Source organism: Paraburkholderia translucens, from assembly GCF_020881035.1.
Taxonomy (GTDB): Bacteria; Pseudomonadota; Gammaproteobacteria; order Burkholderiales; family Burkholderiaceae; genus Paraburkholderia; species Paraburkholderia translucens.
Map to the genome: position 1 here is coordinate 42,015 of NZ_JAJITC010000003.1, position 13,086 is coordinate 55,100.

Annotated in this window: 13 protein-coding genes, 1 pseudogene and 1 riboswitch; of the genes and pseudogenes, 8 read left to right on the forward strand and 6 right to left on the reverse strand. The window is 63.5% G+C overall.

Annotated elements, in window-relative coordinates:
- Positions 1-26: 26 nt before the first annotated feature.
- On the reverse strand, positions 27-923 hold the full coding sequence (locus tag LJ655_RS05815) for an SDR family NAD(P)-dependent oxidoreductase (protein ID WP_230560676.1): 897 nt from the start codon (positions 921-923) through the stop codon (positions 27-29).
- Between the two features lie 32 nt (positions 924-955).
- On the reverse strand, positions 956-1,717 hold the full coding sequence (locus LJ655_RS05820) for a glucose 1-dehydrogenase (RefSeq protein WP_230560677.1): 762 nt from the start codon (positions 1,715-1,717) through the stop codon (positions 956-958).
- A gap of 108 nt (positions 1,718-1,825) precedes the next feature.
- On the opposite strand from LJ655_RS05820, the gene LJ655_RS05825 reads away from it, so the two are divergent.
- Complete coding sequence (locus LJ655_RS05825) at positions 1,826-2,755, forward strand: LysR family transcriptional regulator (RefSeq protein ID WP_230560317.1); 930 nt, start codon at positions 1,826-1,828, stop codon at positions 2,753-2,755.
- Positions 2,756-3,032: 277 nt separating this feature from the next.
- Positions 3,033-3,827 (forward strand): SDR family NAD(P)-dependent oxidoreductase, encoded by a 795-nt coding sequence (locus LJ655_RS05830; protein WP_230560318.1) that lies wholly within the window; start codon positions 3,033-3,035, stop codon positions 3,825-3,827.
- A gap of 185 nt (positions 3,828-4,012) precedes the next feature.
- On the opposite strand, the pseudogene LJ655_RS05835 reads toward LJ655_RS05830, so the two are convergent.
- From LJ655_RS05835 to LJ655_RS05845, 3 genes and pseudogenes are all read right to left on the reverse strand, one after another.
- Positions 4,013-4,339, reverse strand: a pseudogene (locus tag LJ655_RS05835) (DDE-type integrase/transposase/recombinase); the annotation flags it as partial.
- A gap of 309 nt (positions 4,340-4,648) precedes the next feature.
- The gene (locus LJ655_RS05840; protein WP_230560319.1) at positions 4,649-5,566 is read right to left on the reverse strand and encodes an NAD-dependent epimerase/dehydratase family protein; all 918 of its coding nucleotides are present in this window, start codon (positions 5,564-5,566) and stop codon (positions 4,649-4,651) included.
- A 59-nt stretch (positions 5,567-5,625) separates the two neighbouring features.
- The gene (locus LJ655_RS05845; RefSeq protein ID WP_230560320.1) at positions 5,626-6,348 is read right to left on the reverse strand and encodes an SDR family NAD(P)-dependent oxidoreductase; all 723 of its coding nucleotides are present in this window, start codon (positions 6,346-6,348) and stop codon (positions 5,626-5,628) included.
- A gap of 341 nt (positions 6,349-6,689) precedes the next feature.
- Positions 6,690-6,802: riboswitch (guanidine-I (ykkC/yxkD leader) on the forward strand.
- Positions 6,803-6,858: 56 nt separating this feature from the next.
- Here LJ655_RS05845 and LJ655_RS05850 point away from each other — a divergent pair.
- The 6 genes from LJ655_RS05850 to LJ655_RS05875 all read left to right on the forward strand — a co-directional run bounded on the left by LJ655_RS05850 (position 6,859) and on the right by LJ655_RS05875 (position 12,361).
- A complete protein-coding gene (locus LJ655_RS05850; RefSeq protein WP_230560321.1) occupies positions 6,859-7,863 on the forward strand; it encodes an ABC transporter substrate-binding protein in 1,005 nt (334 codons plus the stop codon).
- A 5-nt stretch (positions 7,864-7,868) separates the two neighbouring features.
- Positions 7,869-8,879 (forward strand): fatty acid desaturase family protein, encoded by a 1,011-nt coding sequence (locus LJ655_RS05855; protein WP_230560322.1) that lies wholly within the window; start codon positions 7,869-7,871, stop codon positions 8,877-8,879.
- An 84-nt stretch (positions 8,880-8,963) separates the two neighbouring features.
- Positions 8,964-9,749, forward strand: a complete 786-nt coding sequence (locus LJ655_RS05860) for a creatininase (RefSeq protein ID WP_230560323.1) — start codon at positions 8,964-8,966, stop codon at positions 9,747-9,749.
- A 23-nt stretch (positions 9,750-9,772) separates the two neighbouring features.
- Entirely contained in the window at positions 9,773-10,678 is a 906-nt protein-coding gene (locus LJ655_RS05865) for a hypothetical protein (RefSeq protein ID WP_230560324.1), read from the forward strand.
- Positions 10,665-11,522, forward strand: a complete 858-nt coding sequence (locus tag LJ655_RS05870) for an ABC transporter permease (RefSeq protein ID WP_230560325.1) — start codon at positions 10,665-10,667, stop codon at positions 11,520-11,522. Before LJ655_RS05865 ends, LJ655_RS05870 begins: the two co-directional genes overlap by 14 nt.
- Positions 11,519-12,361: an ABC transporter ATP-binding protein gene (locus tag LJ655_RS05875; RefSeq protein WP_425605774.1), complete on the forward strand. Its 843-nt coding sequence runs from the start codon at positions 11,519-11,521 to the stop codon at positions 12,359-12,361. The genes LJ655_RS05870 and LJ655_RS05875 overlap by 4 nt, the downstream gene beginning before the upstream one ends.
- Before the next feature lie 24 nt (positions 12,362-12,385).
- Here LJ655_RS05875 and LJ655_RS05880 read toward each other — a convergent pair whose 3' ends face one another.
- On the reverse strand, positions 12,386-13,078 hold the full coding sequence (locus LJ655_RS05880; RefSeq protein ID WP_230560326.1) for a cysteine hydrolase family protein: 693 nt from the start codon (positions 13,076-13,078) through the stop codon (positions 12,386-12,388).
- Positions 13,079-13,086: the final 8 nt, after the last annotated feature.

Below are 13,086 nucleotides of genomic sequence, written 5' to 3' on the forward strand. Positions count from 1 at the left end.
TCAAAAAAATCACGTGGGCAAAGCGGTTACCAGGTGCGCGGCCGGAGCAGGTCGGACATACCGACTCGATGCAGCATTTCGGCTCTGAGACGGTCGAGCACGGCGAATCCGACATCCGCGCCGTCCTGCGCTGGATCAACGTGGACGCGAAACGGTCGCCGACCCATAGGCGCGTCGACCGCATCGACGATGGCGTGCGCTACGAGACTTGCATCGGCGTCGGGCGGCACGATTGCGGCGAATGCCTGCTGGATACGCTCGCCCAGCCCCGCACAGGGCCCTTTTTCGTACTGACCGAGTACGCCCTGATCTTGCGGGCGGCCTGCATGCGCGAAGTGGTTCGTGCCGGACGTGAAGGCCCCGGGAACGACAATCGAGGTTTCAATGCCCCACGGCGACAGTTCTCGCGCGTACTGAACCGCGATGGCATCCATCGCGGCTTTCGCTGCGAAGTACGGCGCGAGGTAAGGCGGAGTGCCGCCTGCGGAACTGCTACTCGACACCCAGAGCACCAGCCCCTTTTTTTCCGCGCGCATGTGCGGCACAACCGCCCGATTGACGTGCTGGGTGCCCACTACGTTCGTGTCGTAAAGCTGGGCGAACTGCTCGGGTGTGAACGCCTCGGCTGGACCGAAGGCCATATGACCCGCGTTATGAACGATGACGTCGATGTGGCCGGCCTCCCTCACAACTCGAGCGATGGCGTTATCGACCGAAGGCTGCGACGAGACGTCCATCTCCGCGGTGCGAAGATCCGCTGGGCAGGTGCGGGCGAATTCGCGCATCTGCGCGACAGTGGAGGCGTTACGTCCTTCGGTTGCACGCATGGTCGCGTAGACGGTATGACCCGCCCGTGCGAGCGCCTCGGCGGCGAGGCGGCCGAAGCCGCTGGAAGCGCCGGTTACGACGATGACTTGTTTCACGTTGATCTCCTTGTCTGGTGGATGGTCGTCGCTCAAATGATTCCGCCATTCACGCGAAGGGTTTGTCCGTCAATCCAGCTCGCGGCGTTGCTAACGAGGAAGGCGACCACTTCGGAGATGTCCGCCGGCTCGCCGAGTCGTTCCATGGGCGCCGCCTTGGCGATGCGTTCGACCTGCTCGGGCGTCTTGTCCTTGAGAAAAAGCTCGGTTGCGGTCGGCCCGGGCGCGACAGCGTTCACTGTGATATTCCGGCCGCGCAGCTCCTTGGCGAAGATGTTGGTCATCGTCTCGACGGCTGCTTTCGTCGCGGCATAGACGGAATATCCAGGCTGCGAAAGACCGTTCATGCTGCTGGAGAAATTCACGATGCGGCCACCGGCGCGCAATCTTTTGGCGGCAGCGCGCAGCGTGTTGAAGGTTCCCTTCAGGTTGATGGCGACAAGCCGGTCGAACAGCGCGTCGTCGGTGTCGACGAGCGAGACGAGGCCGGGCTGCATGATCCCCGCGTTGTTGACGAGAATGTCCACACCGCCGAACAACGTGATGGCGGTATCGAACATTGCAGCCACCTGGGCAGGCACCGTCACGTCGGCGCGAATCGCCGCCGCCCGCCCGCCCGCGGCCTGAATCGATTCCACGACCGCCAATGCGTCGGCTTCGCGCCCCGCATAGTTGACGACGACGGCGATGCCGTCCGCGGCCAGGCGTTGCGCGATCGCTGCGCCGATTCCACGGGAAGCGCCAGTGACAATAGCGACCTTGGCGGCTTGTGCATGGTTGGCTTGGGTACTCATGGCAAATCTCCTTGGGACTGGTGGGTGTGACTGCGATGAGTGCATTTTCGTGAGGAGGCCACTCCAACGGTAGTGGCATGACCCGAATATCGGTTATGCTTTTCTCGTATGAGCATCTACGACAATCTTGACCTCCTTCGCGCATTCGTCGCCATCGTCGATAGCGGCAGCATTTCGGCGGCTGCGCGAAAGCGCCGGCTAAGTCAACCGACGCTGAGCCGACAACTGCAGGCGCTGGAGGCGCAGTCTGGCGCGGCGCTGCTGCGTCGTGATACGCATCGCATGAGTCTCACCGACGCGGGCCAGCAGATACTCGCGGACGCCCAGACGTTGCTTTCGCTGGCCGAGGAATGTGAAAGCCGGCTGCGCAGCGATCAGACAGCGTTGAGCGGTCAGATCCGCGTGTTTTCCACCATCGACTTTGGTCAAACGGTCGTCAGTCGCCTGATCAGCAGTTTCATTCAGACGAACCCTGCTGTGCGGGTCGAACTCGGATATTCGAATCGGCCTCTGCACATGATCGAGGAGGGCTGCGACGCCGGCATCCTCGCGGGGACGCTCAGTGACGAGCGGGTCGTGTCCCGCCCGCTGGGTGAGATAACGCGCTGTGTCGTCGGCTCTCCGTCACTGCTGAAGGAGCACAAAAAGCCGCGCAAACCGGCGCACCTGGCCGGCTTTCCATGGATTGCACTATCGGGAAGTCAGTTCGGCAATCCGAGGCACGTGACGTTGCACTCAGGGTCTGAGAGTTGCTCGCTGGAACTCGAGCCAGTGTTTTTGACTGAGGGTGGTGCAAGTATCCGCGAAGCGGTTCGCATGGGGCTCGGTCTTGCCGTGCTGCCCGAGTGGTTCGTCGAGGAAGACCTGCTGGCTCAGCGGATGGTCCGAGTTCTCCCGAAGTGGCGGCCCAAGCCGTGGTCGGCACAAATCGTCTATCCGGCACAGCGAAGAATGCCGCTTCGGGTCAAGGCATTTGTCGACTTTGCGACGCAATACATGGCAACCGTGCTCAAGCCGCATAAGGCCGCTTCGGGTTGAAAATCCATCCTTCGCGGGCTGCCGGCCGGCCCCGAGGCGCGGCGGGTCGTCCATCAGCCTGATCACTGGCCCCCGTGTCGCTAGCTCCGCGGCGTTGTATTGGAAACGCACGACGACGAGCACGTCTTTGCGGATCGCCACCTTCTCGTAGACAATGCGTCATTTGGGCGACAGACGGGAGGGCGCCACGAAGCCGGACCTGCTTGGCTCGCAAGAACGCTTGCATGGCGCACAGTCGGTTTCGTCGTCGCAGCGATTAATCAATACGGGAATGTGAATGGCAACTTCTAACGAAAAATCTTCGGGACAAGCACGTTACGCGAGCTATCCCAGTCTGGTAGACCGGGTCATCCTCATTACGGGCGGCGCAAGTGGCATTGGCGCTTCGTTCGTCGAGCACTTCGTTGCGCAAGGCGCACGTGTGGGCTTTCTCGACATCGACACGAACGCGGGAACAGCTCTCGCCGAATCGCTCGGTGACGCGCGCCATAAACCGCTCTTCGTCGCCTGCGACGTCACCGACATTCCCGCGTTGCACTCGGCCATCGCCGAAGTGCGGGCGGTATTCGGACCGATCGAGGTGCTCGTGAACAACGCGGCGAACGATCGCCGCCACACGCTCGCCGACGTTACGCCCGAGTCGTTCGATGCAGGCGTTGCAGTTAACGTGCGGCATCAGTTGTTCGCAGCGCAGGCCGTGGTCGAGGATATGAAGGCCGCACGCGCGGGCTCGATCATTAATCTCGGCTCGCATTGCTGGATGCTCAAGAGCAGCCAGTTTCCGGTTTACGCAATGAGCAAGGCGGCGGTACAGGGCCTGACGCGCGGGTTCGCCAAGGAGCTCGGCGCGTATGGGATCCGCGTGAACACGCTCGTGCCAGGCTGGGTGTTGACTGAGAAGCAGCGCAACCTGTGGCTCACCGACGAAGGCCGCGAAGAGATACGGCGCGGTCAGTGCATCGACGAGGAAATGGAGCCCGGCGATCTCGCGCGCATGGCGCTCTTCCTCGCGGCCGACGACAGCCGCATGATCACGTCGGAGGACGTCATGGTGACGGGTGGCTGGTCGTAATAAGGCCGATTCTCGCCAGGCGGTTTCGCCCATTGACGAGCGTAGGGGCATGACTGCTTTGGCGCACGGGTGCCCAGGTCGACGCGAGACAGACATTCAGCGCATGCTTGTGCGCACCACCGCTTCAGATCGCAGGAGCGAACCCCAGAGGACGGCACCCGAACGAGATCGTGTGGAAACGAGATTTCTCCGCCTGTGAGCGAGATCCGTGAGCAGTCGATGGTCACCGTATCGGGAATCCCGTTCCGTGCGATCGACTCTTCAAAGTAACGCGGGGCCGCAGTCTTGTCCCGATGGGCGCGTAGCAGAACGTCAAGGGTATGGCCGTCGTTGTCGACGGCACGGTAAAGATACCGCCATTCCTTTTCGACGCGGATGAACGTCTCGTCCATCGGCCAGCTCTTACCGACCGGGAGCTGGCGGCGGCGCAACGCCTTCTCCAGTACCGGCAACAGCTTGAGCACCCAGCGATGCACGGTTGAATGATCCACCGGGATGCCTCGCTCCGCCATGTGACGACGCTTCCCGACTCCTTCCGGCATCACACCGGCTTCTTTTTCTCTTCCCGTTGACGTTGCTTGCGCGGATTGAATTCGATAAAGCGTGATGCCATCAATGCGTAGAGAAACTGGCGAAGGCGGGGGGCAAACGTCACAGGATGACTCCTCGTCGTGGTGGGTCCCCAACCGACGCAATCCCCATGCCATCGCGCGTGAAGGGCGTTGCGATTCCCGGCTTGCCCTGAGATGGTGCTTTCGCCGTGATGAGGGTGCATCGTTCGCGTCGTTCACGGGCATGGTTCGACCATGCGCTGCTTGTGTTTAGCAGGCGTGCGTAGAGAGCCACTGCGCGTACGAATCGATGCCTTCCTCCAGACCAACCTGTGGCGCGTACCCCAGTTCTCGTTTCGCCAGCGAGAGATCGAACGGCGCGTTGCGATCGAGCACGTCGATCGTCCCCGGACCGATTTCGATCTGGGCTTCAGGAAAGCGCTTTCGCACCAGCGCGGCGACCTCGGCGTAGGAGCGCTGATCACCGCCCGTGATATTGAATGCACCGCCCGCCGCATGTGGCGCGGCGAGCGCCAGCAGGCTCGCCCTCGCGACGTCCGTGACGTGAACGTACTGAAAGCGGTAGTCGGCGCCGGCCGGCTCGTGGGTCGGACGGCCGTCAATCGCGTTGCGCAGCAGCGTATGCAGATAGCACTGCATGAATTGCCCCGGCCCATAGATCCAACCGGGACGCAACGACACGATCTGCATGCCGTAAAGGCCGCTATAGACCGCAGCCAGCTTCTCGGTGAAGACCTTGGTGGCGCCGTATGGCGTGGTGGGATCAAGCGGCGCGTCCTCTCGTGTCACTTCGAGATGGTCGTTGTTGCCGTAGACGCATTCGGAGCTGAAGTTCACAACCCGACGCACCGACTTCAGACGCGCCGCCTCGAAAACGTTTGTCGTGCCCAGCGCATTGGTCACGACCGTTTGCCAGGGAATCTCGCGTGAAAAGAACGGATGCGAGATGGCCGCCGTATGTATGATCGCGTCGATCTCGAAGCGATCGATCGTTTCGAGCAGTTGTGGCAAGTCGTTCAGATCGCCTTGCACATAGTGGACGCCGCGCGCTGTGTCCGTCGCGGCGGCGCGGCGGTCAAGGCTGACCGCAACGCGTCCGCCTTGCGCGATCATGTGCATGAGCGTGCTGCCGAGGAAGCCGCAGCCGCCTGTCACGAGTATTGCCATGTCACGTTCTCCTCTCCGTGTGGGTCGCTCCAGCACGCCTTGGCATGGTGCGCATGGGCTCAGCCGTTCATGACGCCGCCGCCGTTTACGCCGACTATCTGCCCGGTGATGAAGCTGGCCGCATCCGAACTCAGGAACCGCACGGCCTGAGCGATCTCTTCAGGCGTGCCGAGGCGCTTGAGCGGGTAGCGTGCAGCTTCCTCCTCGATATAGCGCGCGCCAAGCGCTTCGACCATCGGCGTGAGCACGCCGCCGGGCGCGACCGCGTTCACACGCACGCCGTGCGGCGCCAGCTCGCGCGCGAGGCTCTTGGTGAACGCAATGATTCCGCCCTTCGCGGCGCTGTAATGACTGAGGTTCTCGCAGCCGAGCTGGCCGAGGTCGGACGCAATGTTGACGATCGCTCCGCGACGCTGCTTTTGCATCAGACGCGCCGCTTCGCGCGAAAAGTAGAAGGCGCCGTAGAGATGCACCTTGATCATCCTGTCCCACTCGCTGTCGCTGATCTCGGTCACTGGCGCCTCACGCAGGATGCCCGCATTGTTGACGAGCACATCGAGCCTTTCGATATCCGCGAAAAGACCGCGTACGCTGGCGGCGTCGGCAACGTCTGCGGCGGCGAGCGTGCATCTCGCGCCTAGCGCTTCGATGTCTTTGCGTAGTTCATCGAGCGCCGCACTGGAGGGCAGGTCGTTGACGATCACATGGGCGCGCTCGCGTGCGAATGCGAGCGCGATCGCGCGGCCAATGCCGCTGCCAGCGCCTGTCACGAGGCACGTCATGGCGCGATCGCGCGCCGGGTCGAAGGAATCGCCTGGTTGCATGTTCAACGGGTGACCGTGAATGGTGATGCGGCCGATTCTAGGTCCGCTTTTTTTTGACGGCCAGCGTCAGCGCGAGATTGCGTGGCGGTGCGTCGTGGTCACCAATGTCGCCAGCCTTGTCCCATCAAGAGGGCATGTTGCACCGGGATGGGGCGGCTCCACCGGATCATGCGTGTGCTGCGCGCCGCTCACATGAGGCGCTTTTCACGCAATCTTTACATGCGCAAAGGGTTTTCCATGGGCTGGCAAGCTTCCTGCATAGTGCCAGGCGTCACGGGATGAGCGTTGAGTTCAGCTATTGACAGGAAAACTAGGGTTCCGGTCCGCGGGAGGTACGAGGCGGATGACTGGTCCGAGAGTTTTCCGGCTCCGGCATCAAGGGGCTCCACGGAGGGATAAAAGCCCGGGAGATGCGCAAGACAGCGCGCCTCCCGTGTCCATTTCCCTTCATGACCAGGAGCCTCAGATATGCCGTTCGGATTGAAAAAAGCGTTGTGCTCGCTCTCTATCGTCAGCGCTCTAGTTGCTTGCGCACTGCCCGGTTCGCCGGCAGTCCAGGCGGCCGAGTCGCTCAAGATCGGCACCGTCGTGTGGATCGGCTATGGGCCGTTCTACGTTGCCGAAGCCCTCGATCTCTACAAGAAGTACGGCCTTTCGGTCAAACTCCAGTACTTCACCGACCCCGGCCTGCTGCCTGCCGCGCTGACCAGCCATTCGGTCAACGGCGTGATGCTCACCTACGATCAGGTCGTCGGCTCGGTCGCCAAGGGGCTGTCCGAAAAGGTCGTGATGCCCATCGACTTTTCCGCGGGCGCGGATGCGATCGTCGCCTCGGGAGACATCAAGTCGGTGGCGGACTTCAAGGGCAAGAAGATCGCCTTCAATCCGCTCTCGCCGTCTGACTTCCTGCTCAGCTACGCGCTGCAAACGAGTGGCCTGAGCGACAAGGACATCCACTCCGTGAACATGACGCCCGAAGGCATTCCGGGCGCGATGCTCTCCGGCAGCCTGCCGGTTGGCGTGACCTACGAGCCGAACGTCTCTCAGATCGTCAACTCGGGCAAGGGTAAGTTCCACGTGGTCTACTCGTCGCGCAATGCGCCGGGCCTGATCGCGGACGTGCTGGTGTTCGACGATTCGTTCATCGACGCGCATCCGGCCGAAGTGAAGGGCATTCTGCAAGCCTACGCCGACGGCCTCGCGTATATGAAGAGCCATCCCGACGACGCCAACAAGATCATCGCCAAGGTGCTCGGCGTCACGCCCGCGGACGTCAAGGCGCAACTGACCGGCGTGTACAACATCCCCGTCGCGGAGATGCCGCAGAGTTTCGTGAAGGGGCCGACGACGCGGTCCTACTACACGAGCGGCGCGGTGATTGGCAATCTGCTGCTCAAGAAAGGGCAGATCAGTGCGCTGCCGCCCACCGAGAAGACGATCGACGCGCAGTTCGTCAACCAGCTCGTGAGGTAAGCGCCATGGCCGCGATCTACCGTTATCGGGACGCGCTGGTGCCCAATAGCGCCGCCATTGCTTACGCGGTCGGCGGTTACGCGCTCGGCGTCGTGATGCTGTGCTCGCATGCTGCATGGGTCGCGGCCGCCGGCGTCGTGTTGCTCGCGCACGCCATGATCATCGGCGCTTATCTGCTGCACGACGCCGCCCATCTGGCGATCTTCCGCACGCCCGAAGCCAACGCGCGTCTCGGCGCGGCCATGGCGTGGCTGACCGGTGCCTGCTATGCGCCGTTTAGCGCGCTGCGCCACAAGCACATGCGCCATCACGTGGACCGTGCAGACATCGTGACCTTCGACGCGAAGGCGTTCCTGCTGAAGCTGCCCGCCAGTCTGCGGCGCGCCATCGTGTTGGCCGAATGGCTCTATGTACCGGCGATCGAGCTCGTGATGCACGGCTACGTGATGCTCATGCCCTTCCTGCACGAGGACCAGCGTGCTCAACGGCGGCGCGTCGTCGTGATCCTGCTGGTGCGTGCCGCGCTGTTCGGCGTGCTTGCCTGGGTGTCGCCGAAGGCGGTGCTGCTTTACCTGCTCGCGTGGTTCGTCTGCCTCACTGTCCTGCGCTTCGCCGACGCCTATCAGCACACCTATGACGCCTTTGCCGTGCTCGAAGGCAACGGCGCGATCGCCGACGACAAGGTGCGCGACCGGGCGTACGAACAGCGCAACACCTACTCGAACCTCGTCTCGGTGCGCTATCCGGCGTTTAACCTGCTGCTGCTGAACTTCTCGTATCACAACGCGCATCACGACCGGCCCGTCGAGCCCTGGTACCGCCTGCCGCGCGCGCATCAGCAACTGTACGGCGACGACGCGAGCCAGGTCATTCCGATGTCGCGACTGCTGCGCGGCTTTCACCGGCATCGCGTCACGCGGCTGCTCTCGGCCGACTATGGATCGATGGATGTCACGCGCAAGCAGGTCGACGACTTCTATGGAGCGGTGGGTGTGTCATTCCTCACTGCGGTTTGACTGGCCGGAGGGCGCGCCGTGCGAGAGGAACGCCGCGCTCCCTTTGACGACAACGAACGCTTTACCCGATCACAGGATCGCTCAATGAATTCTCACCTGATGCAGCATCTGAGCTGGGTCGACTACCACCAGCGCATCCTTGGCGACGAGGCTATCGTGCTGTTGCCTTGCGGCGCGCTGGAGCAGCATGGCCCGCATCTTCCGCTCGGCACCGATGCGCTCCTGTCGAGCGCAGTGGCGCTCGACGTTGCACGCGAAGTGGGCGGCATCGTGGCGCCCGCATTCAATTACGGTTATCGCTCGCAGCCGAAATGCGGCGGCGGACAACATTTCTGCGGCACGACGAGTCTCGACGGCAACAACCTGAGCCAGATGACGCGCGACGTGATCCGCGAATTCGCTCGCCATGGCGTGCGACGGCTCGCGTTGATCGACGGCCACTACGAGAACCAGTGGTTCCTCACGGAAGGCATCGAGCTTGCGATGCGCGATCTGTCCCAGCAAGGCACCCGCACGCCGCCGCTGCGTGTCGTGCGGCTGGAGTACTGGGACTTTCTGACCGAGCCCACGCTCGCCAAGGTATTTCCGGAAGGGTTTCCCGGTTTCGCGCTCGAGCATGCGGCGGTGATGGAAACGTCGATGATGCTGCACTACCACCCGGACCTCGTATCGACCGACAAGATTCCCGACGACCGTCCTGCGGACTTTCCGCCGTACGACACCTACCCGGCACGCACGGGCTGGGTTCCGCTTTCGGGTGTGCTGTCGTCGGCTCGCGGCGCGAGTGCGGTCAAGGGGGCGTTGCTCGCGCAGGAAGTCGCGCAACGGGTAGCCGCCGCGTTGCGCGCGGAATTCTCGGACCTGTCCTGATCTGCACCAGGAGTGAGCCGGACATGACCCACCTGATGAATCAGATAGACGCAAGCGTCGTCGATGCGAGCGCCTGGCTCGACCGGCCCGTTGCGGCTGATTGTGTTGCCCAGCGCTATCGCGGCGTGTGGCGGCGCACGCTGTTGCGAGACGCGGCGGGGTGCGAGGACCGTGCAACGCGCGTGTTCTGGCTGCAAACGGCGCGCGTGCATGTGGATCTGCGCGTGAGCGCGGACCGCTCCGATTTCGAGGGCGTAAGCGGCCTCGACGCATTGCCGCGCGACATGCTGGTCGAGCTGGCGCGGCAGCAGGGCTTCGCGGGTTTCACCGGGATCGAGCCGGGCGCACCCGACGTTTGCACCTGGCATCGCCAGATCGACTTCAGTCCACCGGCCGACACGCGCGATATCGGCACGATGCGCTTCGAGTCACCCGGCGTGCTGCTGGAAGACGGCGTCGACGCCCATTATCACGAGCGCTGGGAACGCGAACCGGCTTCGGATGGCCCGACGTGGGCGGCGCGCGTGCCGCGCACGGCGTTGCTGGCCGCGGGCGCGCTGCAAGGCCCGACGGTGGAGCATGCATCCGATGAAGAGCCAATGAGCTTTCTGGCACGCGCCGGCGGCTTTTTCATGTTTGCGCGCGCGCGTTCTGCAACGGCGACCGCCTGGCTTGCACAGCATCGCGGGCGCACGCTGGCGCAGGTCGTCGGAGATCCGTCCGTCTCGCTCGAACAGGCCCGCGCGCTGCTCGATTTCGAAATATCGCTCGGGCGGGTGGCGGCCTCGCCTGGCGTGCTTCCTGTTATTGCGTTGTCAACACATCCATGGCGCGAAGGGCGCGCCGTGCCCTTCGAACTCGACCCGGATACCGAAATTGCCGAACCCGCTGGAATCGCTGACTCAAGGAGCAACCATGTCGACGACTGAACACGTGAGCCCGCGCGAATTACTGCCCGCGCGCGCCGCGACCAGGGCGCGGTCTGCGCCGCTATGGGCTGTGCGAGGCGAAATCAGCCGCCGCGCCTATATCGGGTTCGCCTTGACGGGGCTGATCGTGCCGCTCCTCGCCTGGTGGGCCTTGTCAATCTCCGGGCTCGTCGATCCGACCTTCATGCCGCAGCCTGGCGCCGTCGTGCATCGGCTCGTGAGCTGGTGGACGGACGACGGCCTTGCGGACGATATCTCCATCAGCATCTACCGCGTGGTGGGCGGCTGGGCGCTCTCGGCGGTGTTCGCGCTGCCGCTCGGCCTGCTGATCGGCACGTTCCGCCCGGTGCAGGCGTTGCTCGAGCCGCTGACCGACTTCATCCGCTACATGCCCGCCGTCGCGTTCATCCCGCTCGTGATGCTGTGGATCGGCATCGACGAAGGATCGAAGATCGCGATCATCTTCATCGGCACGTTCTTCCAGATGGTGCTGATGATTGCCGAGAACGTGCGCGCGGTGCCGATCGCGCAGATTGAAGCCGCGCAAACGATGGGCGCGACGCGAGAGGAGATGATCCGCCTCGTGATCTTTCCGTCGTCGCGGCCGGCCATCGTCGACACGCTGCGTATCACCATGGGCTGGGCCTGGACCTACCTCGTGGTCGCCGAGCTCGTGGCGGCCAACTCGGGACTCGGCTACGCGATCCTGAAGGCACAGCGCTATTTGCAGACGGATCGCATTTTCGGCGGCATCCTGCTGATCGGCGTCATCGGGCTCCTGATCGATCAGGCATTCCGCCTCGTTCACCGGCTGTGTTTTGGAAAATGGATGGCCAAGCGATGATGAACACTTCCTCGAAAATCTCCATCGAACTGGTATCGAAGTACTTTGGGCGCGGCGGCGACCAGGTGCGCGCGCTCGCCAGCATCGAACTCAACGTACGGCAAAACGAGTTCATCACGCTAGTGGGGGCCTCGGGCTGCGGCAAGTCCACCTTGCTGCGCATTCTCGGCGGCCTCGAAACGATCGACGAAGGCGCGGTTCGCGTGGACGGACAAGCGATCGAAGGCCCAGGCGTAGACCGCGCCATGGTGTTCCAGCACTACAGCCTGTACCCGTGGCTGACGGTTCGCCAGAACATCCAGTTTTCGCGGCGGCTCAAGACCAACCGGCGCGATCTGAGTTCGAGCGCGGTCGAGGTGGCGAGCGGGCGAGCGGACGCGCTGCTGCGCCTGATGGGGCTCACGCACGTTGCCGACGCGTTTCCGAACCAGCTCTCCGGCGGCATGCAGCAGCGCGTGGCAATCGCGCGCGCATTGCAGGGCAAGCCATCCATCCTGCTGATGGACGAACCGTTCGGCGCGCTCGACGCGCAGACCCGCGAGGTGATGCACGATTTGATTCTGCACGTGCATGCACTGGAGAAGTCCACTATCGTGTTCGTCACGCACGACGTGGAGGAAGCCATCTACCTCGGCCATCGCGTCGTGCTGATGGCGCCGCGGCCGGGTCGCATCGACACGATCTACGACGTGCCGTTGCCTGCCGTGCGCGATCCGGAGATGAAGCTCGCTCCGGAATTCAATGCGCTCAAACGCCAAATTCTGGCGCGTATTCGCGAGACGTCGGGCATGAAGACCGACCTCGAAATGCTCGAGCAGCTCACACGCACCGAGGCGTGAACCGCGCAGCGGCGCGCCGCATGCTCAGGCGTGCGGCGCGAACGTCTCCAGCGCGGCGAGCAGATCGTTCGAGCGCGCGGTGGCGGCGAGATACCCGCCCTCGACGCGCAGCAAGCGGATCGCGTCGGCGTGATCGCTCGCGTTCGGCTCCGCGCAGCAGTCTTCGAGCACGAGCACCTCATAGCCGCGATCGCTCGCCTCGCGCGCCGTGCTCGTCACGCAAACGCCGGTCGTCACGCCGGTCAGGATCAGCCGCGTGATGCCGGAAACCGTCAACACGTGATGCAGGTCCGTGGCGTGAAAAGCGCCGGTGCCGGGCTTGTCGATCACAATTTCGTTTTCGCGCGGCTGGAGTTCGTCGATGATCTGCCAGCCCGCTTCGCCGCGCACCAGCAACCTGCCGAGGGGCCCGCGGCTGCCGATTGCGGCGCCTGCCAGCGCAGTCTTCAGGCGCTTGCTCTCGGGAAGATCCGCGAGGTCGGGGCGGTGTCCTTCGCGCGTGTGCACGATCTTCATGCCGAGCTCGGCCGCACGGTCCCGTACGCGCTGGATATGCGGCACGATGGCCCGGGCGGGGCCGACATCGGCGCCGCGTGCGCCCATGTAACCACGCGGGTCGCAAAAGTCGCGTTGCATGTCGATGATGACGAGCGCGGTCGACTCGATCGTCAACGGGCCGGTGATCGGAAAATCGTAGGGCTGGGCAGGGATCTTCATGGTTGAGT

Coding starts and splice junctions, on each gene's coding strand:
- LJ655_RS05840 (WP_230560319.1), bottom strand. CDS start 5,566: ATGGCAATACTCGTGACAGGCGGCTGCGGCTTCCTCGGCAGCACGCTC.
- LJ655_RS05875 (WP_425605774.1), top strand. CDS start 11,519: ATGATGAACACTTCCTCGAAAATCTCCATCGAACTGGTATCGAAGTAC.
- LJ655_RS05880 (WP_230560326.1), bottom strand. CDS start 13,078: ATGAAGATCCCTGCCCAGCCCTACGATTTTCCGATCACCGGCCCGTTG.
- LJ655_RS05855 (WP_230560322.1), top strand. CDS start 7,869: ATGGCCGCGATCTACCGTTATCGGGACGCGCTGGTGCCCAATAGCGCC.
- LJ655_RS05845 (WP_230560320.1), bottom strand. CDS start 6,348: ATGACGTGCCTCGTGACAGGCGCTGGCAGCGGCATTGGCCGCGCGATC.
- LJ655_RS05860 (WP_230560323.1), top strand. CDS start 8,964: ATGAATTCTCACCTGATGCAGCATCTGAGCTGGGTCGACTACCACCAG.
- LJ655_RS05865 (WP_230560324.1), top strand. CDS start 9,773: ATGACCCACCTGATGAATCAGATAGACGCAAGCGTCGTCGATGCGAGC.
- LJ655_RS05850 (WP_230560321.1), top strand. CDS start 6,859: ATGCCGTTCGGATTGAAAAAAGCGTTGTGCTCGCTCTCTATCGTCAGC.
- LJ655_RS05825 (WP_230560317.1), top strand. CDS start 1,826: ATGAGCATCTACGACAATCTTGACCTCCTTCGCGCATTCGTCGCCATC.
- LJ655_RS05830 (WP_230560318.1), top strand. CDS start 3,033: ATGGCAACTTCTAACGAAAAATCTTCGGGACAAGCACGTTACGCGAGC.
- LJ655_RS05870 (WP_230560325.1), top strand. CDS start 10,665: ATGTCGACGACTGAACACGTGAGCCCGCGCGAATTACTGCCCGCGCGC.
- LJ655_RS05820 (WP_230560677.1), bottom strand. CDS start 1,717: ATGAGTACCCAAGCCAACCATGCACAAGCCGCCAAGGTCGCTATTGTC.